Source organism: Oceaniovalibus sp. ACAM 378, from assembly GCF_008085915.1.
Lineage (GTDB): Bacteria > Pseudomonadota > Alphaproteobacteria > Rhodobacterales > Rhodobacteraceae > Oceaniglobus.
In genome coordinates, this window is sequence record NZ_VSJK01000015.1 from 39,491 (window position 1) to 60,798 (window position 21,308).

Consider the following 21,308-nt stretch of genomic DNA (forward strand, 5'->3'; position numbering starts at 1 on the left):
GATCAATCCGCCGGATCGCAAAGACTTCGGCGGTGGTCAGCCCTTCAGCATCAACTGATAACTGACCGGAACGTATTTGAAACCGCCCTCACCCCGCGGTGCGACGTATCCGATGCCCGGGAACGGCATGTGATAGCCGACCATGGGAATCCGGTCAGCCGCGACCATACCCAGCACCTTTTTGCGGCTGGCGGCGGCGGTCGGTTTGTCCATGTCGAACTTTACCTCCCATTCGGGATAGCCGAGCGACCAGACATAATGGTTGGCCGTATCCGCGATCAGCAGCAACCGGTCGCTGCCGGATTCAAGGTGCCACGCCATATGGCCGGGCGTGTGGCCGAAAGCCTCGATAGCCGTGATACCCGGCAGGGGGCTGTCGCCTTCTTTGACAAAGCTCATCCTGTCGGCCAGCGGCTTTACATTGGCGTCGAACCCTTCGTTGCCCATGGCGGCCCATGCGTCATATTCCACCTGACCGGTCACATATTTCGCGTTGGCAAAGGTCGGTGTGCCGTCCGTCATCAGACCGCCGATGTGATCGCCGTGCATGTGGGTTAGCACCACGGTGGTAATGTCGTCGGGCGCATGTCCGGCGGCGGCAAGCGCGGCGGTGATGCCTGCAGGGTCGAGCCCGGTGTCAAACAGCACCACCTCATCGCCCGATTGCACGACGGTGGGAGTGAAAAAGAACTGGCTGACATCGGTGGGCAGGAAGTTCTCGGCGCTGACCCCGGCGAATTCTTCGGCCGGTACGTTCATGCCAAAGATGGTCTGCGGATCGGGCACCGGCCGTGTCCCGGCAAGCAGGGTCGAGACCTTGAAATCGCCAATGGCAAAGGCATTGTGGATTGGCGCGGGGGCAGCTGCGCCTGCATGGGCAGCGGCCAGCGCCGGACGGCTCAGCGCGGCGGCGGCGGGCAGGGCGGCAGCCCCGAGCAGCGCGCTGCGGCGGGTGAGATATGGGGTGCGAAGGGTCATGTTGCAGTCTCCCGGTTGGTTTCTTGTCACTGGGCAGGCTGGCGTTACGCGGTCATTCCCACCAGCGGTCGATCCGCGCGATATCCGCGTCAGACCAGCCGAAATGATGTGCAAGTTCGTGCACATACACATGCGCCACAAGATCGCTCAGCCCGATGTCGCCCCGCGCAGCCCATTCATCCAGAATGGGACGCCGGAACAGCCATATTGTATCCGGAGCAGAGGGTTGATCGGCAAATGACTTCTGCGTCATCGGAATACCGTCATACAACCCGGTCAGCTCGAACGCGTCGCCGATCTCCAATTCGTCAAGCAGGCTGTCGGGGGCGAAATCCTCGACCCTTATGGCAACCTGAAGGGCCGGGGCGCGGAATGGTTCGGGCAGCGCGTCACGCGCCGCCTCGGCCAGTGCGTGCACCGTGTCGATGTCAGGGGCTGTCTGGGTCGTATCCATCCGGTGGATATGCGGAGCGACGCCCGGATCGGCAAGATGCTGTGGCGGCCCGCCTGTGCTATGATCGGGGTGTGGCTGGTGCAAAGACGATCCCCACAGGTGCCGACGTTGCCCATTTTCTGGCCGGGGTGGAACCGGCCCGCCGGCGCGATGATGCTGTGACGTTGGATGCGCTATTTCGCAAGGTAACCGGATATGCGCCGCAGATATGGGGGCCGTCCATCGTTGGATACGGGCGGTACGATTATCGCTACGACTCGGGGCGGACGGGATCGTTTCTGGCCACCGGATTCGCGCCGCGCAAGGCGCATATGGTGGTCTATATCCTGCCGGGATATAAAGACTTTTCCCATATTCTGGCCGATCTTGGGCCGCATAAGATTGGCAAGTCCTGCCTGTATCTGGGGCCGTTGGACAAAATCGATTGCGACGTGCTGGCGCGGTTGATCCGCGCTGGTCTGGATGATCTGGCGACGCATTGGCCGGTTCATCCGGCATAGTCCCGGGTATTGGCGATGGCAGGTCCGGTGCCGCGTTTTCTGGACAAGCGCCGCGGCTTGTGTGACAGAACGCGCAACAGGAGAACCCCATGACCACAACCCGTTTCGCACCATCGCCCACCGGATATATCCACATCGGCAACCTGCGCACCGCGCTGATGAACTGGCTGATCGCGCGACAGGCGGGGGGAACCTTTATCCTCCGGCTCGACGATACCGACGCCGAACGCTCCAAGCAGGAATATGCCGACGGTATCCAGACTGATCTGGAATGGCTCGGCCTGACATGGGACCGGATCGAACGCCAAAGCGACCGATTGGACCGTTATCACGCAGCCGCCGATGATCTGCGGGCCAAGGGGCGGTTTTACGAGGCGTTCGAGACGCCGGTCGAATTGGACCTGAAGCGCAAGAAACAGCTGAACATGGGCCGCCCACCGGTCTACGACCGCGCCGCGCTGGCCCTGTCGGACGATGAAAAGGCCCGCCTGCGGGCCGACCGTTCGGGGCACTGGCGATTCAAGCTGGATCACGAACGGATCGAGTGGACCGATGGTATTCTCGGCGACATTTCGATTGATGCAGCCAGCGTCAGCGATCCGGTTCTGATCCGCGGTGACGGGCAGGTCCTTTATACGCTTGCCTCGGTGGTCGACGATACCGAGATGGGCGTTACGGATATCGTGCGCGGATCGGACCATGTGACCAACACGGCAACGCAGATTCAGATCATCGCGGCGCTGGGCGGTACCCTGCCCACGTTCGCCCACCACTCGCTGTTGACCGGTCCGCAGGGCGAGGCGTTGTCGAAACGCCTTGGCACCCTGTCGCTGCGCGATCTGCGTGCTGGCGGGATCGAGCCGATGGCGCTTTTGTCACTGATGGCACGGCTCGGGTCGAGCCAGCCGGTCGAACTGTTCGAATCGCTGGATGACCTGATTGAAGGCTTCGATATCTCGAACTTCGGATCGGCGCCGACCAAGTTCGATTCCGACGATCTGAAACCCCTGACGGCGCGGGCCGTGGCTGCCATGCCGTTTGCCCGGGTGGCGGGGGAGATTGCTGCGCTGGGCGTGCCCGACGCCATCGCGCCGCAATTCTGGGATGTGGTCAAGGGCAACGTCGCCACCCGCGCCGATATCGCCCCTTGGTGGGCGTTGATGCGCGACGGGGCGGTGCCGGTGGTGGCCGACGAGGATCGCGAATTCATCGCGCAGGCCTTTGCCCTGTTGCCGCCACAGCCCTATGACGCAGGCACTTGGGCCGCTTGGACGGGTTCGGTGAAAGAGGCGACAGGCCGCAAGGGCAAGGGGCTCTTCATGCCGCTGCGTCTTGCCGTGACCGGACAGGCGCGGGGGCCGGAGATGGCCGATCTGATGCCACTGTTGCAGACCCCGCCAAAGCTGTAACGCGCGGGTTCGCCCGCTTGACCGGGAGCCCGGCGCGGCTGCATCTCACCGGGGGATGACCCGCGCACCGACCGCCGACAGATGGCGGTCGACCAATGCGGTCTCTGCCGGGCTTAACGTCTGGTGGCGGGGATAGCCGGGCGCGGCGCGGTCGTTTTGTACCGGCGCGTCCCAGCCATCGGTGGTGGCAAAGAACCGCGCCACCCCATCGGTGCCAAATTCGCGCAGGAACCCCTGAACCACCACATCGACATAGCTGAGCAGGATCGGCAGGGCGCTGGGTGGTGCGCCGTGTTTGTCATGCGGGATGGAATAGACGGCGACCGCCGCCAGAGGTCCATGCGCGCCCGAAATGCCGCCGCTCTGTACTCTGTCATAGCCCGATTCGCGCAGGTCCAGCGCTGCCCAGTCTCCATTGGGCACCCGTGCCACCAGCCCGTCAATGGCTGCGCCGGCTGCGGGAACTGCCGTCAGAAATGCCTTGTCCGACACATCGGTATGACGCCAGACCCGGCGCCAGCCTTCAAGCCGGGCAGGCCGCGCGTCAGGGTATCCATGGGTCGCCCGATTGACGAGCGATCCATAGCCAAAGAAAACCGGATCATTCATGGGACACAGCCTTGCCCCGCCACGAAGCTCGACGCAAGTCTTGACACAACCTCTTGCCAATCCTGCCAATTGTGGCATGTTGATAAAAGTTATCGACGGGAGAATCCCCGGGGAGGTTTTACCGTCCCGAGGTGCCGAAGGAGCAACCGCCCCGGTAAACTCTCAGGCAAACGGACCGTCGACGGCTTAGGAACTCTGGAGAGTGGCGTTAGCGCGCCCGCCGAAGGGATAGCGATCTCAGGCACAAGGACAGAGGGGGCATGGAGCGGGTCGGAAGGCCCGGACACATGCCCGGCTGCGTGCCGGCAGAGGGGAAGTATATGGATGAGCTGCTGAAAACCGGTCTGCACGATCTGCATTTGCGGCTGGGTGCGCGTATGGTGCCCTTTGCGGGCTATGACATGCCGGTGCAGTATCCTGCGGGCGTGATGAAGGAACATCTGCATTGTCGCGCCGCGGCCGGGTTGTTCGACGTGTCGCACATGGGGCAGGTGATCCTGCGCCCCAAGTCCGGCGATGTGACTGACGCAGCGCGGGCGCTGGAAACTCTTATTCCGGTCAACGTCATCGGGGTGGCCGAGGGCCGGCAGCGCTATGCGCTGTTCACCGATGAGGCCGGCGGAATCCTGGATGACTTCATGGTGGCCAATCGTGGCGATCACCTGTTTTTGGTCGTTAACGCCGGTTGCAAGGAGGCCGATTTCGCGCATTTGCGCGCAAAGCTGTCTGACACCTGCGAAATCGAGGTTATCACCGATCGCGGTTTGCTCGCGCTTCAGGGGCCGCAAGCCGAAGATGCTCTGGCCCGGCTGGTGCCCGATGTCGCGGCCATGCGGTTCATGGATGTCATTTCAGTCGACACTCTGTTTGGCGAATTGTGGATCTCACGCTCGGGGTACACCGGCGAGGACGGGTTCGAGATTTCGGTGCCGGACGCGGGCGCCATGGGACTGGCCGAGGCGCTTTTGGCGATGGACGAGGTCGAGCCCATCGGGCTTGGCGCGCGGGATTCGTTGCGGTTGGAATCCGGACTTTGCCTTTACGGCAATGACATTGACACCACGACGACTCCGATCGAGGCGGCACTGACCTGGGCGATCCAGAAGGCGCGCCGTACGGGGGGCGAACGTGCTGGCGGATTCCCCGGCGCTGACAAGATATTGCAACAGATCGACGGTGGAACCGAACGCCGCCGGGTCGGAATGCTCCCCGTAGGACGCGCACCGATCCGTCCGGGCATTGACCTGTTTGCCGCCGAAGCGGGTGGTGAACCCATCGGCAAGGTCACGTCGGGCGCATTTGGTCCCAGCATCGGACGGCCCATGGCCATGGGTTACGTTTCCACAGCCCTTGCCACGCCCGGAACTGCGATTTACGCCGAGTTGCGCGGCAAGCGGGTGCCGGTCACGGTCACCGCCATGCCGTTCCGTCCCCCGTCGGTCAAACGCTGACATATTTAAACGCAGACAGGAGCCTGCCCATGAAATTTACCGAAGAACACGAATGGCTGCGGGTCGAAGACGACCTTGTCGTCGTCGGCATCACCGAGCACGCGGCTGAACAGCTGGGGGATCTGGTGTTCGTCGAGCTGCCCGATGTGGGCCGCCCCGTGACCAAGGACGAAGAGGTTGTGGTGATCGAATCGGTCAAGGCCGCATCCGACATCCTGGCCCCGGTTGATGGTGAAATCGTCGAAGTGAACGACGTGCTGACCGACAACCCATCTTTGGTCAACGAAGACGCCACAGGCAACGGCTGGATGTTCAAGCTCAAGATCGAGGACATGTCGGTGCTTGATGATATGATGGACGAAGAAGCCTATCTCAAGTTCATCGGTTGATCGGAGGCTGATCGGGCGCTGAACCGGCCCGGATGAGTTTTCGACGCTTCCGGCAGGGGTATTTCGGGAAAATGGATTGTGGCGACCGCCCGATCACCGCTTCCTGGATTATCCCTGCCGGTGGCACGGCCGCTTGCGGCCTTTCCCTTTCATTTCCGCCGCGGAGTCCTGCGATGACCTTCAAGCCCACTGACTATCTGCCCTATGATTTCGCCAACCGCCGCCACATCGGGCCTTCGCCTGCGGAAATGTCCGATATGCTGGCGACGCTGGGCGTTGCAACTCTTGACGAACTGATCGACCAGACGGTGCCCAAATCGATCCGGCAGGCCGAGCCGCTGGATTTCGGCAAGCCAAAGTCCGAGCGTGAACTGCTGTGGTACATGGCTCAGGTGGCGAAGAAAAATCAGGTTTTCTCAAGCATGATCGGCCACGGGTATCATGGCACCGTCACGCCGCCCGTGATCCAACGGAACATTCTGGAAAATCCGGCATGGTACACCGCCTATACCCCCTATCAGCCCGAGATCTCGCAAGGACGGCTTGAGGCGCTGCTGAACTATCAGACCATGGTCTGCGATCTGACCGGGTTGGATATTGCCAACGCCTCGCTGCTGGACGAATCGACAGCGGCCGCCGAAGCGATGACAATGGCGCTGCGAACCAGCAAATCGAAGTCCATGAAGTTCTTCGTGGACGAGCAATGCCATGCGCAGAACATCGCGGTCATTCGCACCCGGGCCACCCCGCTGGATATCGAGGTTGTGGTGGGCAATCCTGCCGATCTTGACCCGTCCACCGTGTTCGGTGCGGTGTTCCAGTATCCCGGCACCCACGGATATCTGATGGATTTCACCGATATCACCGCCGGTCTGCATGGGGCAGGCGCGCTTGCCGTGGTCATCGCCGATCCGCTGGCGCTGACCCTGCTGAAAGAGCCGGGCGCGATGGGCGCGGATATCGCCGTTGGCAGCACCCAGAGATTTGGCGTGCCCATGGGCTATGGTGGGCCCCACGCGGCCTATATGGCGTGCAAGGACGCGCTGAAGCGGACAATGCCCGGACGGATCGTTGGCGTTTCCATCGATGCGCGCGGCAACAAGGCTTACCGTCTTGCGCTGCAGACCCGCGAACAGCACATCCGCCGGGAAAAGGCCACGTCGAACGTCTGTACCGCGCAGGCTCTGCTGGCTGTGATGGCATCGTTCTATGGGGTGTTCCACGGACCGGAAGGGTTGAAAGCCATCGCCCAACGGATTCACCGCAAAACGGTGCGCGTGGCGCAAGTGTTTGAAGACGAAGGGTTCACCGTTGAGCCCGCCGCGTTCTTCGACACGATCACCGTGGAAGTCGGTGCGATGCAGGGCGCAATCCTGGACGAAGCCCGGCGTCAGAAGATCAACCTGCGCGTTGTCGGCAAGACCAAGCTGGGGATCACGCTGGATGAAACCACGCGCCCCGAAACCGTCGAACGTCTGTGGGAATCGTTCGGGATCAAGGGGCGCCGCGACGGTCTGAATGCTGACTTCCGCATTCCCGAAGGGTTGCTGCGCACCTCTGAATACCTGACCCATCCGGTGTTCCACATGAACCGCGCTGAAACCGAGATGATGCGGTATATGCGCCGCCTTTCGGACCGCGATCTTGCGCTTGACCGCGCGATGATCCCGCTTGGCTCGTGCACAATGAAGCTGAATGCCGCGGTCGAGATGATGCCGATCTCCTGGCCGGAATTCAGCCAGATCCATCCCTTCGCCCCGCTCGATCAGGTCGTGGGTTACACCGAGATGCTGACCGATCTCTCCGCGAAACTGTGCCAGATCACCGGTTATGCGGCGATGTCGTTGCAGCCAAACAGCGGCGCGCAGGGCGAATATGCCGGACTGCTGACGATCATCGGCTATCATCAGGCGAACGGCGATGATCAGCGTGATGTCTGCCTGATTCCGGTCAATGCCCATGGCACCAACCCGGCCAGTGCCCAGATGTGCGGCATGAAGGTGGTTGTGGTGAAATGCACCGAGCGCGGCGATATCGACGTCGAGGATTTCCGCGCCAAGGCCAAGGCGGCAGGCGATAAGCTGGCGGCCTGCATGATCACCTATCCCAGCACCCATGGTGTGTTCGAGGAGACGGTAAGGGAAGTCTGCGAAATCACCCACCAGTATGGCGGTCAGGTGTATCTGGACGGTGCCAACCTGAACGCGATGGTTGGCCTGTCGAAGCCCGGTGAAATCGGCGGTGACGTGTCGCACCTGAACCTGCACAAGACGTTCTGCATCCCGCATGGCGGCGGTGGACCCGGCATGGGTCCGATCGGCGTCGGGGCGCATCTTGCGCCCTATCTGCCCGGACATCCGGAACAGGGCACCGAGGGACCGGTCAGCGGGGCACCTTACGGCAGCGCGTCGATTCTGCCGATCAGCTGGGCCTATTGCCTGTTGATGGGCGGCGCGGGTCTGACACAGGCGACGAAAGTGGCAATCCTGAACGCGAACTATATCGCCAAGCGGCTGGAGGGCGCTTTCAACGTGCTTTATACCGGCTCGCAGGGCCGGGTGGCGCATGAGTGCATCCTTGACACGCGCCCGTTCGAGAAGTCCGCAGGGGTTACTGTCGATGACGTGGCCAAACGGTTGATCGACAACGGTTTCCACGCACCAACGATGAGCTGGCCTGTCGCAGGCACGCTGATGGTCGAACCCACAGAAAGCGAGACCAAGGCCGAGATCGACCGGTTCTGCGACGCGATGCTGGATATTCGCGCCGAAATCCGTGCGATCGAAGAAGGCGGCGATGCAGTGAACAACCCGCTGAAGAACGCCCCGCACACGGTCGAGGATCTGGTGGGCGAATGGGATCGGCCCTACACCCGCGAACAGGGCTGCTATCCCAAGGGTGCGTTCCGGGTCGACAAATACTGGCCGCCGGTCAATCGGGTCGACAACGCCTTTGGAGACCGCAATCTGGTCTGCACCTGCCCGCCGCTGGAAGATTATCTGGACGCGGCGGAATAAGCGGTCAGTCGGCCAATTCGTTGATCACGTCCTGGAGGCGGCTTCGGTCGTCCTCCAGGGTCAGCGCCTGCATCGCGCGGTCTTTTGATCGGCGCGCGCAGGCGCGGGCAGCGGTACCGAATTCGGTGTCGCGATCGCGGCCAAGATCGGCCAGCACCTTTTGCAATCTGATCTGAAGCTCGACAATTGCGGCACCATCCCGGGCAATGGGATCAAAAGCGTCTTCCATCAGCGCCCCGGCGGACAACGGTGCCACATGAATTCGGGGATACAAACGCTCAGCGCCTGGTTCTGTCCGGTCGCGGAACCGTGCCAGCAGTTTGTGCTGCCGCGTCAACACGTCGATCGCAGTGCCCGGATCGTTGATGCCGGGTGACAGGGCGCGCTGGGCGACTTCGGACAATACGATAATGCCAAAGCGCGGATCCTGATCGAATTCGCGCGAGTCACCGACGGTAAATGCCTCGTGGACCTGATCAAGATCACAGATGCCGGTCAGATGGGCCAGAATCTGACCCTCGGTCAAAAAGCTGCCGGGGCAGGCGGTAAGATAGATTTCAAAATCTCCATCCTCGGCCAGTTTCGACAGATGCGGGATGTCCACATGCTGTACATATCCGGTGCGCCGACACAGGACAGGCGCGCCCAACGGCTCTCCGTGCAGCGGCGTTCCACCCATACAGGGATTCTCTACCCAAACGGTCATTGCACGACTGGCCGCAGTTTCGACCGTGCGCGTGGTTTCCACGACGCTGCCCAGATCGCTGAGGTGGGAAATCCAGCGCAAGATTGCCACAACAATCAGCCCGATCACCAGCAGGGTAAACGCCAGGATCACCGCCGCCGCATCCCCCTGATACAGTTGCGTTCCCAGTGTTATCACCCCAACGAGCGAAAACAGGAAGGCACCAAGGAACGTCGCCAGAACGTTCTGCGTCGTTGTGTCTTCCAATAACAGTTGATGGGACCGCGGCGTCCCTTGCGTGCTGGCGGATTGACGCGCCGAGACCATGACGGAAAGCGAAAAGATCACCACGGACAACATACCGGTCGCCACGATCTGCAGTATCTTCTCAACCGCTTCCGGTTTGACCGCCTTGGCAATTTGGTCTGGAACCAAAGGCGCAAGTTGTCCCGAGCCGACCGCAGCCACGATCCCGAGACCCGCAATCAGCGCCGAGCGGACCCACACCTTTCGCGACCAGCGGCGCAGGCTATAGAGGTTGCTGGACAGGAACTGGGCCGGGCTTGACATATATCACCAATACCCGAGGACAGAACAGGTTCCCAAGGAAATCTGAGCGCAGGCTCGTTGCCGAAACCTTGACAGAACGATGTCGATGGTCCACCTAAATCACACCAGTGGGGTCGTAGCTCAGTTGGGAGAGCGCGTCGTTCGCAACGACGAGGTCGTCGGTTCGATCCCGATCGACTCCACCATATCCAAATATCTCCGGCACGTGGCTTTCAGACGTTTGCTGCTTGTGGGCTTCCGCTTATGGACTTACCCGGCGGCGGCACGCGCCGCCGCCGGGTCAACCGAGATCAGATCAGGGTGATGTCATCCATGATCGAACCGACCAGAGCGATGTTGGCCAGCGTCAATGTGTTGCCGTCACCAAAATCGAACACCACATTGCCATTGATCACGCTGGCCAGCGGCGCAAGGTCGGCCATCCGTGATAACATCTGCACGGCATTGAATCCGGTGGCGAACACGGTTGCGTCCCTGCCGGGCATTGGGCAAGAACAGGTCAGGCCGAACGCAATCGAGCAAGTGTTTCTGGCGGCCATGTGCAACCGGACCGATCCCGCAATCCCGAAGGGAGAGACAAGATGCTGAGAGGTCAGACCGGCGTCCTGCTGCGGGTCGAGAATGGAACCGTCATCGGCTTTGATGAAACCGGGCTGATCCTGCGGCTGTCCGACACCACGCTTGCCGATCTTCGGGCGCGGCTTGATCTGCGACAGGGGCAGGGCGGCGGCGGTGCGGATGGCTGGATTGATCCGGCCACACTGGGCGATATCGATGCCTGGGGGCTGCGCCGTGTGGGGGACTGGATCGGGTTTCAGGCACGGCTGGCGGGGTATGACGGCCCGCGCGGATTTCGCAGGCATGTCACCGGTGGCGATATCATGGCCGATACCGCCGGGCCCGTGTTGGCGGTCCTTTCGCTTGGGGGTGCGCGACGGGCATGGACAGGCGCGGCGCGCCCGACATTTCCGGCGCATGTTTTGTCCCCCGGCGACGATCTGGGACCGGTCGGCGGCGGGGGAGAGTCGCCTGCGGTGCCGTGCGACAGGTTGCAGCAGGTCACCGAAGCGACGCTCGACACAATGACGGCAGATGCCTTGTTGCGGCGGCGCGTCGCGGCGGGACGGGCGCAGCCGTTGATCGTCGCGCGCTGCGAAACCGATGCCAGCGTTTCGGCGACAGCTCTTTGCGATGGACCGGCGATGGCGCAATTGGAACAGGTGATCCGCAACACTGCGGCAGCAGCAACCGTCTTGGGAACCCGGGCGCGGATCGCCTCGGTTGCTCTCGATTTCGGGGCCGAGGATGTGGTGGAGGGTGAGACCGCCTTTGTCGCTGCGATGCACCGGATCATGGACCGGATCGCGGCTCTGTGTGCCGCGCTGCATATGCAAGCGCCGTTGTTCCACCTGCGCAGTGACGAAACCGGGGCGCGTGTGCGCGAACATTGGCAATTGGCGGTGTTTCCCGGGGTCCATCGAGTAACGGTCAGTGCGCCGGGATATATGTTCGATTTCGACGATGATCACCGGCCCACGGCCACTGCGATGGAGGCTATGGCGGCGATGGAATCCCATGCCATCGACGCGGATCTGTCCCGCACCCCATGGTCCTGCCCCCGGCCCCTGCTGGCCGAGAGCACCGGCCCGGCGCAGATCCGCGTGACGTTTGATGGGGTGGGCGGTCTGGTGCTGGACGGGCAAACCCTGCGGGGCGTGGCGGGCGATCTGGGATTCTCGCTGTTTAACGGGGATGCCGCAGTGCATGTGACAGGGGTGCATGTCGATCCGGGTGATCCGCTGGCGTTGTTGCTAGATCATCCGCAGGGCGCACTGACCCGGTTGCACTATGCCGTGGGGCGGCGCGGCGGGGTGCGCGATGGCTGGGCGCAGGACGGGCTGCACCGCTGGGCGATTCCTGCCGATCTGCCGGTGGCCCCATGCTGAGCCTGCCGCTGACCCTGCCCGCAGGCGCGCTGCTGGATCACGGGCAAGTCTCGCTGGATGAGATGTTGGGCGACCTTGGCGGTGTCTGGTTCAGTTTCGACAGCGCCTTGGCCGAGATCGAAGATGGCGCCATCGCCACTCTGCGCGCTCGCGTTGGCACCATGAGGGCGCGACGCACCGAGGCAAACACCGGCAATGGCCGGCTGGGGCGGTTCAACGGCGCCGATGTTCTGGAAACCCGGCCACGCGAAAACTGCGGCTTTGTCCTGACCGAAAGGATCGACTGCGCATTGATCGGGCTGATTTGTGTTTTCGCTTCGCCCACCGGCGCGGCAGAAACCATCGCCTGTGTCGATTCCCGCAAGGGCGACAGTGCCCTCGTTCTGGTTGAGCGGGGCGGCACCATTACCCTGACCGACCGCAATGCCAGCGCAGTCGCATCGGTTGCGGCACAGCCCGGCATGCAGGCGGTGTTCGCCACCATTGCGCCGGATCAGATCGCCCTGATCGGACCCGAGGCTCCTGCTGTGACGGCCAATTTGCCGGGCAGTTTTCAGCCCGGTCCCTGCGATGTTTTCATGGCCTGCCGACGCGGGCGGGCGGGTCTGCACAACACGCTGGGCGACCTCCGGCTGGCCGAGGTGATCTGCCTGCCCAACATGGATATCTGTCAGCCCGACGCCGCACAATTGCGCGATACCGTGCGCGCCTATGTGGAAAAGGTGTTCGGCCATGGGGTTTGATCGCGACAGCATTGCGGGCGACAACATCGCGGTCATCTGGATCGACGATCTGATCGACGTGTTCACCTGGCGCGATGCTTATGGTGTGACGATCCAGACCCCCAATCTGGACCGGTTGCTGGGGAGCGGGGTGCGGTTTTCCAACGCCTATGCCACGGTGCCGCTGTGCGCGCCCTGCCGCGCCGAACTGACAACGGGACTGTCGCCGTTTCGCACCGGGCTGGTCGATCTGAACCGGCTGTGGCGCGATGTTCTGCCCCCGACCGAGGCATGGCAATACGATCTGCGGCGCGCGGGGTTCCGTACTTTTACCACCGGCAAGACCGACGGAAACTATAACCCTATGCCCGAGGAATACCGGCGGGTGCTGTTTCACGAGGATGCGAAGGCCGAGGCGTTCGGCAAACGCACGGGTCACCGGGTCTATCTAGAGAAAGGCCCCGGCATCCGATCGATCAATGCGCCCGACGACGACGGATCGCAGGACTGCAAACTGTATGATTACTGGGTGGCGCAGAATGCCATTGACCATCTGGCGGGTATCGATCCCGCGCGGCGACATCTGATACAACTCGGGTTCAAACATCCGCACTATGATCTGGTCTGCCCCGATCGGTTTTATCAGATGTACGACGCCGATGCGATCCATTGGCCACAGGTCGCATCGCCCGAAGACTTCACCGGCCCGCAACCGGGCATGGCGACCTATGAGAACGCCTATATCGTCACCGGTCAGTTCACGCCTGAAAAGCTCGGCACTGATGGCTGGCGCGAAGTTGTGCGCGGCTATTTCGCTGCCTGTTCGCATATGGATTACGAATTGGGGCGGTTCCTCGATGCCTTGGCCGCGTCACCCATTGCCGGGAACACGACGGTGGTCCTTCTGTCGGACAACGGGTTCAACCTTGGCACCCACGACAGTTTCCACAAGATGAGCCAGTGGGACAGTGCGGCCCATGTGCCGCTTGGTCTGTGGTCGCCAAGGATGCAGAGCGGGCAGGTGATCGACCTGCCGATATCGCTGCACAATCTTCCCAAGACCGTTCTTGACCTTGCCGGGCGGCCGCCCCGTGCGCATTGGACATCGGGGCAAAGCCTGCTGCCGCTGATTGATCCGTCCTTCGGCAGCTTCGATGAAACGAAATCGCCGATCACCTGTGTGTTCGGCACCCTGTCGGTGCGCCCTTCGGTGCCCGGATTCGAGCATCTGCGGTACTTCCGCTATCCCAATGGCGAGGAGCACGTCTATGACGTGGTCGCCGACCCCGGTGAGACGGTAAATCTGGCTGAAACCGCGCCTCTTGCGCTGCTGCGTGACGAATTGGTGCGCGGTGCACTGGATCTGGGCCTTGACCTGAGCGGGATGGCCGATCCGGCGGTCGGAGTGAATGCGATGATGGCGGTGGACGGTACGGTGGCCATGGCCGGGGGCAGTGGCGATAACCATTATTGGGCGTATGGCGCGGATGCCGAGAGCATCGTCGAAGACTCCGACGGCGGCCATGATACCCTGTGGTACATGGGCGGCCCGGATGATTTCACCCTAAACCTGCCGAAGAATGTCGAAGCGGTGCGCGTCGCCACGGTGCAAGCTCGGTACGAGGACGATCCGGCGACGCAAAAGGTGCTGCGCATCGTTGCTCATCCCGACAGTCCGATCAATTTCGAAACCTCTGAGCGGGTGACGGTCGAGGTGACCGGAAGCCACGGCAATGACGAAATGATCGGCCCGAAATACGACGGTGCAACGTTTCACGGCGGGGCGGGCAATGACCGGCTCATCGCGCGTTCCGGGCGAGGGAAATCGGTGCACCGCTTCTTTGGCGGGCCGGGCGACGATTTTATCCAAGGTGGGGCCGGCCGCGACATTCTGGATGGCGGACCCGGCGACGACACCATCCACGGCGGAACCGGGCACAGTGTCATCCGGGGCGGTCCCGGTAACGACACCATCATCGACGACGACGGAGCGTCCGAGATATTCACCGGTCCGGGGCGCAATTTGGTGACGTCTTTGGGCGGTGATGATGTGATTCACGTGGGCACCGGTCATAATGAACTGACCGGCGGGCCGGGGGCGACGCAATACCGTGTGGCCTATGGCGGAGTCGCTTTGATCACCGACTGGAATGCTCGGGACCGGCTGGAACTGGTTGGCTGGCCGACTGAACCCGGGATATCGAAATCCGGCGACACAACTGAGATCACTTTGGGTTTATCGCGGATCCGCCTGTGTGGTGCGGCTTTGAGCGCACAGCAGTTGCTAAGAGTTGATGTCTAGGCTGACACTAATTGGGTATATCCCGAGAAAATTAAACGTTTTCTTCCTAAGGAACAGCACTTTTCAGGCATATAAGAGCATTGTAGGCGCGATCGATGCTTTGGGTTGGGAGAAGTTTACCGATAGGCGGTGAACGGCGGCGTTTCAGGGCGTCATCGGCGCAGTTGACACTGTGACCGCATCCCGGCACATCGCAGGACAGGAACTGTTTTGACGTCAGACGCGTTGAGGCCGAAGCATCCGGAGAGTCTTGCATGATACGGTCGGACAAAGTCGTTGCCTGCGATGACGGTCGTTTGTTGTCCGGAACGGATTCTAAATCCGTCTGTGATGCGGAACCCGTGTCTGAATATGACGACGCACCCGCAATTGCCGCGTCACGCCGCCCCGTTCGCCAGATCGTCGAACGACTGGACGCGCTCAGCGACACCGAGACGGTGACATTCGGCCAGATCGCCACTTCATTCGGCAGTGCTTCTTTTCTGCCCGTACTGCTTGTCCCCGCATTGCTTCTTGTGTCGCCGCTCAGCGGGATTCCTTTCTTCTCAACGCTTTGCGGCCTGACGATCACTATGATTGCGTTGCAGGCTGCACTGCAGCGCAAGACCCTTTGGCTTCCGGGTTTTCTGATGCGCCGGTCGATCAAGGGGCGGGTTCTGCACCGGGGCGCGGCTGCGCTTGGGCGTGTGGCAGACTGGCTGGACCGAAATTCGCGTGAACGGTTGGTCCGTTTGGTCAGTCCGCCGTTCAGCCTTGGCGCATTGTTGTTATGTGCGGTGGCAGGGCTGGTCATTCCGGTGCTTGAACTGGTGCCGTTCTCCTCATCTTTATTTGGCGCGATGGTCAGTTTTGTCGCGGTCGGGTTGATGGTGCGCGACGGTGTGTTCCTGTTGCTGGCCAGCGGATTGGGGGTGATCGCGGCCCTTGTTCCGGCACTTTTCGTCAGTCAGGTGGTCAGCGGATAGCAGGCTTGCCCAAACGGGCCTTATCGGTGACAGTTACGCAGTGTTAGCGGAGCAACCGCCATGCCGAACCCGGTCCCGAATTCCGATCTGAAATTCGAACGTCCCGGTCAGATGACCGTTACGCAGGCTGAACCATGACAGGATGCGGGGGCGGCGTGCAGCAACACCTCGCCCGAACTGGCAAGAACAGCGGTTGGCGACATATGCTGCGGTGCAGAATAATAACCGGAGGCGCGACATGAAGGGCAAAGTGATTACGGTGGCGCAGCAAAAGGGTGGCGCTGGCAAGACGACAATCGCGGCCAACCTTGCCGTCGCATACGCGCGGGCGGGGTTTTCTGTGGCGCTGCTGGATACCGATCCTCAGGGGTCGCTGGGGCGCTGGTTCATGGCGCGGCGCGCGGCGGGGATCGAGGATATGGAATTTTCGACCGCCAGTGCCTGGGGCGTCGGGTATGAATGCGAAAAGCTGAAAAAAAATTGCGATATCGTGCTGCTGGATACGCCGCCCAAGGCGGATGCCGATCTGCGTCCGGCGCTCAAGGTCAGCGATCTGGTGATCGTGCCGGTTGCATCAAGCCAGGTCGATGTCTGGGCAGTTGAGTCTGTGCTGGAACTTACCGCACGAGAGCGTAAATCGGCGCTGGTCGTGCTGAACCGATACAAGGCAGGCACCCGCGTTGCGGCGGATGTGCGCGCGGCCATAAGTGAGATGGATGTGGAACTGGCAAAGACGACGCTGGGCAACCGGGTTGTCTATGCCGAAACGCTGGGTCTGGGACGCGGCGTTCAGGAACAGGGGCGATGCACCGCCAGCGACGAGATCGAGGCCCTGCTGGCCGAGGTGCAGACCGCGCTGGCCTGATTGCAGCCGGCCCGATTGAATCAGACCCAATGAAATGGGGCGCCCGCTGACACGGACGCCCCTGAAACCAATTGGCCGTGACTGAGCGGTTTATACCAACTGCAGGTTCACGGCGCTTTCACGGCCATCACGACCGTTTTCGATGTCAAATGTTACTTTCTGGTCGTCGCGCAGACCGGTCAGACCGGAACGTTCGACAGCTGAAATGTGAACGAAGATGTCCTTGCCACCGGATTCAGGGGCAATAAAGCCGTAACCCTTGGTGGTGTTGAACCATTTCACGGTGCCGTTGGCCATTCCGTGTACTCCTTGCAAATGCTGTTCGCGGAAGTGCAACAGCGCGGCTTTGTCAGTTCTGGATCGAATGCGCCAAAGCCTATGGCAGAGAGCAGGGGTCGATAGAGGTGACGTCGCCAAGGCCTTATCGCATATGCGGAGCCGTGGGTAAAGAGTATTTTGATGTGGGGCCGGTCGCCGCCCGATCGTCGCCTGCGTGACCAACCGCGCGCACTGAGTTGCCCGGTCGGCTGTTTTTGGCACGACCGGGCAGGATATCTTTACGCCGCTCAGTCGCTCTGCGCGGCTTCCTGATCGCGGGCGCTTTTCATTTTGCTTTTCAAGACGCCACCGACAAAGATCGGCAGTATGAACCCGACAATCGCGATCGACCAAAGCACGATGGTAAGCGGCGAGCCGATCAGGATCGAATAGTCACCGTCGTTAATGGTGACCGCGCGGCGCATGTTCACCTCCATCTCGTTGCCCAGAAGCGTGCCCAGAATCACCGGCACCAGAGGCACGTCCAACTTGCGCAGACCCCAGCCCAAGACACCGAAGGCGACCATCACCATCAGATCAAAACTGCTGCCCGAAATGCCATAGATACCGACAAAGCTGATCATCGCCACCACCGGCATCAGGATACGCGGCGGAACCATCAGAACCCGCACGAACAGCCCGACCATGGGCAGGTTCAGCGCCAGCAGCATGAAGTTGCCGATGAACAGCGCTGCGATCAGACCCCAGACGACATCGGGGTTCTGCGAGAACAACAACGGCCCGGGTGTGATGTTCAGGCTGAGCAGCACGGCCAACAGAACGGCAGTGGTGCCCGACCCGGGAACACCCAGCGCCAGCATCGGCACCAGCGCGCCACCGGCTGCGGCGTTATTGCCCGCCTCGGGGGCCGCGACACCGCGCGGATCGCCCTTGCCGAATGTCTTCCCCTTGGGATCGACCAGCTTTTTCTCCATCGAATAGGAGATGAACGACCCGAGCGAAGCCCCGGCACCGGGCAGAACCCCGGCGATGAAACCCAGAACCGTGGTGCGCAGCATGGTCGGCGTGCAATACTTGATCAGCGACCATGACGGGATGATCTTGCCGATCTCGATCTTCGGTTTCGCCTTTTCCTCTTCCGGGGAGCCGCGGTGTTCAAGAAAGATAAAGACTTCGGACAAGGCGAACAGCCCGACAATGGCGACCAGGAAATCGATACCGTCATACAGGTGCACTTCGCCGAAGGTAAAGCGCGGCACTCCGGTCTGGGTGTCGACGCCGATCATTGCAAGTCCAAGGCCCAAGGCGGCGGCAAAGGCGGATTTCGCCTGATTGGTGGCGCTGATCCCGCCCAGCGTGGCGAAGGCCAGTGTGAACAGGGCGAAATATTCCGCCGGGCCGAACAAAAGCGCGACCTTGACCAGTTGCGGCGCCAGCAGAACCAGCCCCCATGTGGCAAAGAACGCGCCGACGAAGGATGCGATGCCCGACAGGGCAAGGGCTTCGCCGGCGCGGCCCTGTTGCGCCATCGGATAGCCGTCAAGACAGGTCATCATCGCCGGTTCATCGCCGGGAATGTTCAGCAGGATCGATGAAATTCGCCCGCCGTACATCGCTCCGTAATAGACCGAGGTCAGCAGGATCAAAGCCGGAGTCGGCCCAAGGCCAAGCGTAAACGCGAGCGGAATCAGAATGGCGACGCCGTTCGACGGCCCAAGGCCGGGCAGCGCACCCATGATCGTGCCGAGAAAACAACCGGCCAGCGCCAGCGTGATGTTTTGAAACGTCAGCGCGACGGCGAAACCGTCGGCGAGGGAAGACAGGGTTTCCATGGTCTACCTCAAAATCCGAAGGGGCCCGAGGCAAGAGACAGCCCCAGGATCAATTTGAATACCACATAGATACCGACCGACGTGCCGACACCGACGACAACCGATTGCAGCGGTGGGGTGCCAAGGCGCCAGGTCAGGTACATCGCGGCGAAAGTCGTGGCGATCAGGAACCCGAGAACCGGCAGCAGCTGCGCATAGGCGATCATCACCAGCGCGGCGAAAAACAGCTCGGCCAGACGCCCGGCGGCGGGCCAGGATGGTGCGGGATCAGGCTTAATCAGGAAATACACCGACGACAGTGCCATGACGCAGGCAATGACCAGCGGAAAGGTCTTCGGTCCCACGGCGTCGGACATGAAACTTTCCTGGATGATGGTCGCCTGCCAGGCAAATATAATGGCAATCAGCAGGCCGATGCCGCCAAAGATGCGGTCGCTCATGTCGTGTGTCCCCCCGGATGTGTAAAGGCCCGCCCCGTTTAGGGGGCGGGCCACTGGCATTACTGGAGAATGCCGATTTCCTTGGACAGCGCAGTGATGCTGTCAACCGAGTCCTGCACGAAGGCCTGGAACTCGTCGCCTTGCAGATCGAGCGGGGCAAGGCCGTTGTTTTCCATCACGGTTTTCCACTCGTCGCTGGCATAGAGGGTGCCGATGGCGTTGACCCAGTAATCATAGGCCGCATCGGACATGTCACCGGGGGCGTAGAAACCGCGCCAGTTGGCGCCGATCGCGTCGATACCCTGTTCGCGGGCGGTCGGCAGATCGGCGAATTCACCGCCCAGACGCTCGGGCGCCAGAACCGCGATCACCTTGATGTCGCCGGATTCGACGAAACCCTTTGCCTCGGACAGATCGCCCGTGAACGCCTGAAGCGATCCGGCCAGCAGTTGTGTCACCGCTTCGCCACCGCCGGCGAAGGCGATGTATTTCACGCCGCGCACGTCAGTGATCCCGGCCTCTTGTGCCGCGATCAGCACCTTGAGGTGATCCCAGCCGCCAACGGCCGATCCGCCGCCGATGCTGATGGATTTAGGGTCGGACTTCATCTGCTCCAGCAGTTCGGGCAGGGTGTTGATCGGGCTGTCCTTGGCCACGGCGATCACGCCATAGTCGGCGCCGATCGATCCAATCCAGCGCACCTGATCCATGGTGTTGCCGGGAAAGGCATTCTGGGCCAGGCGGGTGGCCGTGGCCGAAGATGCCGCGACGATCAGATCGTTGTCGTCAGCGCGTTTGTTCACCACTGCGGCGAAAGCGACACCGCCGCCGCCGCCCGACAGATTGACGACCTGCATGGTCGATCCGATGATGCCCTGATCCTGCAACGACTTGCCGACCTGACGGCAGGTGAAATCCCAACCGCCACCGGGGTTGGCGGGGGCGATGCATTCGGGGTTGGACGGGGTGAAATCCTGCGCCGATGCAGCGAAAGGTGCAACGGCGATTGCAACGGCGGCCAAAAGGCTGCGCCGGATATGGAATGTCATGTCGTGTCTCCTCCACGGATGTGCGGGGCGGTTTCATTTACCGACCCTTGCGCGGATCATAGACCCGCCACCTGTCATCAACCTGTCATGTGCGGGCCGGAAAGCACACGCCGCTTTCGCCCGGCCCGATTGCGGCCTAATCTGACGGCGAAAGGGGCCCGCGATGCGTGTGCTGGTGGTCGAGGATACGGATGATGTGGCGGGGGCGATTGCCGCCAGCCTGTCGCGCGCGGGCTATGCCTGCGATATCGCGCCCGATCTGGCTGCGGCACAGGCCCATGTGGACGTGCAAGAGTACGATGTCGTCGTTTTGGACATCAATTTGCCCGATGGGGATGGCCGCGATTTTCTGCGCGGGTTGCGGCGCGGCGGTGACCGCACACCGGTGTTGATGCTGAGTGCGCGTTTCGAAGTGGCGGCGCGGATTGATGCCCTGGACGACGGGGCCGATGATTATCTGGTGAAACCGTTTGATCTGCGCGAACTTGAGGCCCGGGTGCGCGCCCTTGTCCGGCGGGAATCCGGACGCGCGGAAGGTCGGATCGAACTGGGTGCGATGGAGTATGATCCCGCCGCCAAAGCGGTGCGCATCGCGGGCCAAAGCGTGACGATGACCCGGCGCGAACTCGCGCTGTTGAACCTGCTGCTGTCCCACCGGGGGCAGATCATCGCCAAGGAACGGCTGTTTGATGGATTGTTTTCCTTTGAAGAGGCCGAAGTGGGTGTGAATGCGGTGGAGCTTTACATCGCGCGGTTGCGCAAGAAACTGGTTGGCAGCGGCGTGACAATCGAAACCCATCGCGGAATGGGATATCGAATGTGCCCGTCCAGTGAAGCAGGCTGAAG

Annotated in this window: 20 protein-coding genes, 1 tRNA gene and 1 riboswitch; of the genes, 12 read left to right on the forward strand and 9 right to left on the reverse strand. The window is 61.7% G+C overall.

Features of this window, described 5'->3' with window-relative positions; genetic code table 11:
• Positions 1–36: 36 nt before the first annotated feature.
• Positions 37–978 carry an MBL fold metallo-hydrolase gene (locus FQ320_RS18750; protein ID WP_148474868.1) on the reverse strand — a complete coding sequence of 314 codons (942 nt, stop codon included), beginning with the start codon at positions 976–978 and terminating at the stop codon, positions 37–39.
• 52 nt (positions 979–1,030) lie between these two features.
• A complete protein-coding gene (locus tag FQ320_RS18755; RefSeq protein ID WP_148474869.1) occupies positions 1,031–1,432 on the reverse strand; it encodes a metallopeptidase family protein in 402 nt (133 codons plus the stop codon).
• Between the two features lie 71 nt (positions 1,433–1,503).
• On the opposite strand from FQ320_RS18755, the gene FQ320_RS18760 reads away from it, so the two are divergent.
• Together FQ320_RS18760 and gltX are read left to right on the forward strand one after the other, a co-directional pair.
• Positions 1,504–1,932, forward strand: a complete 429-nt coding sequence (locus FQ320_RS18760) for a DUF1801 domain-containing protein (RefSeq protein WP_222861642.1) — start codon at positions 1,504–1,506, stop codon at positions 1,930–1,932.
• 89 nt (positions 1,933–2,021) lie between these two features.
• Positions 2,022–3,341 carry a glutamate--tRNA ligase gene (gene gltX / locus FQ320_RS18765; protein WP_148474871.1) on the forward strand — a complete coding sequence of 440 codons (1,320 nt, stop codon included), beginning with the start codon at positions 2,022–2,024 and terminating at the stop codon, positions 3,339–3,341.
• 45 nt (positions 3,342–3,386) lie between these two features.
• Here the strand turns inward: gltX and FQ320_RS18770 are convergent, their stop codons facing one another.
• Positions 3,387–3,950 (reverse strand): gamma-glutamylcyclotransferase family protein, encoded by a 564-nt coding sequence (locus FQ320_RS18770; protein ID WP_148474872.1) that lies wholly within the window; start codon positions 3,948–3,950, stop codon positions 3,387–3,389.
• Positions 3,951–4,036: 86 nt separating this feature from the next.
• A riboswitch (glycine riboswitch) is annotated at positions 4,037–4,138 on the forward strand.
• Positions 4,139–4,270: 132 nt separating this feature from the next.
• Here FQ320_RS18770 and gcvT point away from each other — a divergent pair.
• The 3 genes from gcvT to gcvP all read left to right on the forward strand — a co-directional run bounded on the left by gcvT (position 4,271) and on the right by gcvP (position 8,807).
• The gene (gcvT, locus tag FQ320_RS18775; protein ID WP_148474873.1) at positions 4,271–5,401 is read left to right on the forward strand and encodes a glycine cleavage system aminomethyltransferase GcvT; all 1,131 of its coding nucleotides are present in this window, start codon (positions 4,271–4,273) and stop codon (positions 5,399–5,401) included.
• A 29-nt stretch (positions 5,402–5,430) separates the two neighbouring features.
• Positions 5,431–5,790: a glycine cleavage system protein GcvH gene (gcvH, locus tag FQ320_RS18780; RefSeq protein ID WP_148474874.1), complete on the forward strand. Its 360-nt coding sequence runs from the start codon at positions 5,431–5,433 to the stop codon at positions 5,788–5,790.
• Positions 5,791–5,963: 173 nt separating this feature from the next.
• Positions 5,964–8,807 (forward strand): aminomethyl-transferring glycine dehydrogenase, encoded by a 2,844-nt coding sequence (gene gcvP / locus FQ320_RS18785; RefSeq protein WP_148474875.1) that lies wholly within the window; start codon positions 5,964–5,966, stop codon positions 8,805–8,807.
• A gap of 4 nt (positions 8,808–8,811) precedes the next feature.
• Here the strand turns inward: gcvP and FQ320_RS18790 are convergent, their stop codons facing one another.
• A complete protein-coding gene (locus FQ320_RS18790) occupies positions 8,812–10,062 on the reverse strand; it encodes a DUF2254 domain-containing protein (protein ID WP_148474876.1) in 1,251 nt (416 codons plus the stop codon).
• Positions 10,063–10,171: 109 nt separating this feature from the next.
• Here FQ320_RS18790 and FQ320_RS18795 point away from each other — a divergent pair.
• Positions 10,172–10,247: transfer RNA gene (locus FQ320_RS18795), tRNA-Ala, on the forward strand.
• A gap of 105 nt (positions 10,248–10,352) precedes the next feature.
• On the opposite strand, the gene FQ320_RS25795 is transcribed toward FQ320_RS18795, so the two are convergent.
• On the reverse strand, positions 10,353–10,526 hold the full coding sequence (locus tag FQ320_RS25795; RefSeq protein WP_187393967.1) for a hypothetical protein: 174 nt from the start codon (positions 10,524–10,526) through the stop codon (positions 10,353–10,355).
• Between the two features lie 117 nt (positions 10,527–10,643).
• Here FQ320_RS25795 and FQ320_RS18800 point away from each other — a divergent pair, with 117 nt between their 5' ends.
• From FQ320_RS18800 to parA, 5 genes are all read left to right on the forward strand, one after another.
• The gene (locus FQ320_RS18800) at positions 10,644–12,008 is read left to right on the forward strand and encodes a hypothetical protein (RefSeq protein WP_148474877.1); all 1,365 of its coding nucleotides are present in this window, start codon (positions 10,644–10,646) and stop codon (positions 12,006–12,008) included.
• Positions 12,002–12,751 (forward strand): hypothetical protein, encoded by a 750-nt coding sequence (locus FQ320_RS18805; protein WP_148474878.1) that lies wholly within the window; start codon positions 12,002–12,004, stop codon positions 12,749–12,751. The genes FQ320_RS18800 and FQ320_RS18805 overlap by 7 nt, the downstream gene beginning before the upstream one ends.
• On the forward strand, positions 12,741–15,032 hold the full coding sequence (locus FQ320_RS18810) for a sulfatase-like hydrolase/transferase (RefSeq protein WP_148474879.1): 2,292 nt from the start codon (positions 12,741–12,743) through the stop codon (positions 15,030–15,032). The genes FQ320_RS18805 and FQ320_RS18810 overlap by 11 nt, the downstream gene beginning before the upstream one ends.
• Before the next feature lie 341 nt (positions 15,033–15,373).
• Entirely contained in the window at positions 15,374–15,997 is a 624-nt protein-coding gene (locus FQ320_RS18815; RefSeq protein ID WP_255509601.1) for an exopolysaccharide biosynthesis protein, read from the forward strand.
• A gap of 238 nt (positions 15,998–16,235) precedes the next feature.
• Complete coding sequence (parA, locus tag FQ320_RS18820) at positions 16,236–16,862, forward strand: ParA family partition ATPase (protein WP_148474881.1); 627 nt, start codon at positions 16,236–16,238, stop codon at positions 16,860–16,862.
• Positions 16,863–16,952: 90 nt separating this feature from the next.
• Here the strand turns inward: parA and FQ320_RS18825 are convergent, their stop codons facing one another.
• From FQ320_RS18825 to FQ320_RS18840, 4 genes are all read right to left on the reverse strand, one after another.
• Complete coding sequence (locus tag FQ320_RS18825; RefSeq protein ID WP_148474882.1) at positions 16,953–17,159, reverse strand: cold-shock protein; 207 nt, start codon at positions 17,157–17,159, stop codon at positions 16,953–16,955.
• A 269-nt stretch (positions 17,160–17,428) separates the two neighbouring features.
• Entirely contained in the window at positions 17,429–18,973 is a 1,545-nt protein-coding gene (locus tag FQ320_RS18830) for a tripartite tricarboxylate transporter permease (RefSeq protein ID WP_148474883.1), read from the reverse strand.
• A gap of 8 nt (positions 18,974–18,981) precedes the next feature.
• A complete protein-coding gene (locus tag FQ320_RS18835) occupies positions 18,982–19,413 on the reverse strand; it encodes a tripartite tricarboxylate transporter TctB family protein (RefSeq protein ID WP_148474884.1) in 432 nt (143 codons plus the stop codon).
• Between the two features lie 59 nt (positions 19,414–19,472).
• On the reverse strand, positions 19,473–20,462 hold the full coding sequence (locus tag FQ320_RS18840; protein ID WP_148474885.1) for a tripartite tricarboxylate transporter substrate binding protein: 990 nt from the start codon (positions 20,460–20,462) through the stop codon (positions 19,473–19,475).
• Positions 20,463–20,625: 163 nt separating this feature from the next.
• On the opposite strand from FQ320_RS18840, the gene FQ320_RS18845 reads away from it, so the two are divergent.
• Positions 20,626–21,306 carry a response regulator transcription factor gene (locus FQ320_RS18845; RefSeq protein ID WP_148474886.1) on the forward strand — a complete coding sequence of 227 codons (681 nt, stop codon included), beginning with the start codon at positions 20,626–20,628 and terminating at the stop codon, positions 21,304–21,306.
• Positions 21,307–21,308 lie beyond the last annotated feature (2 nt).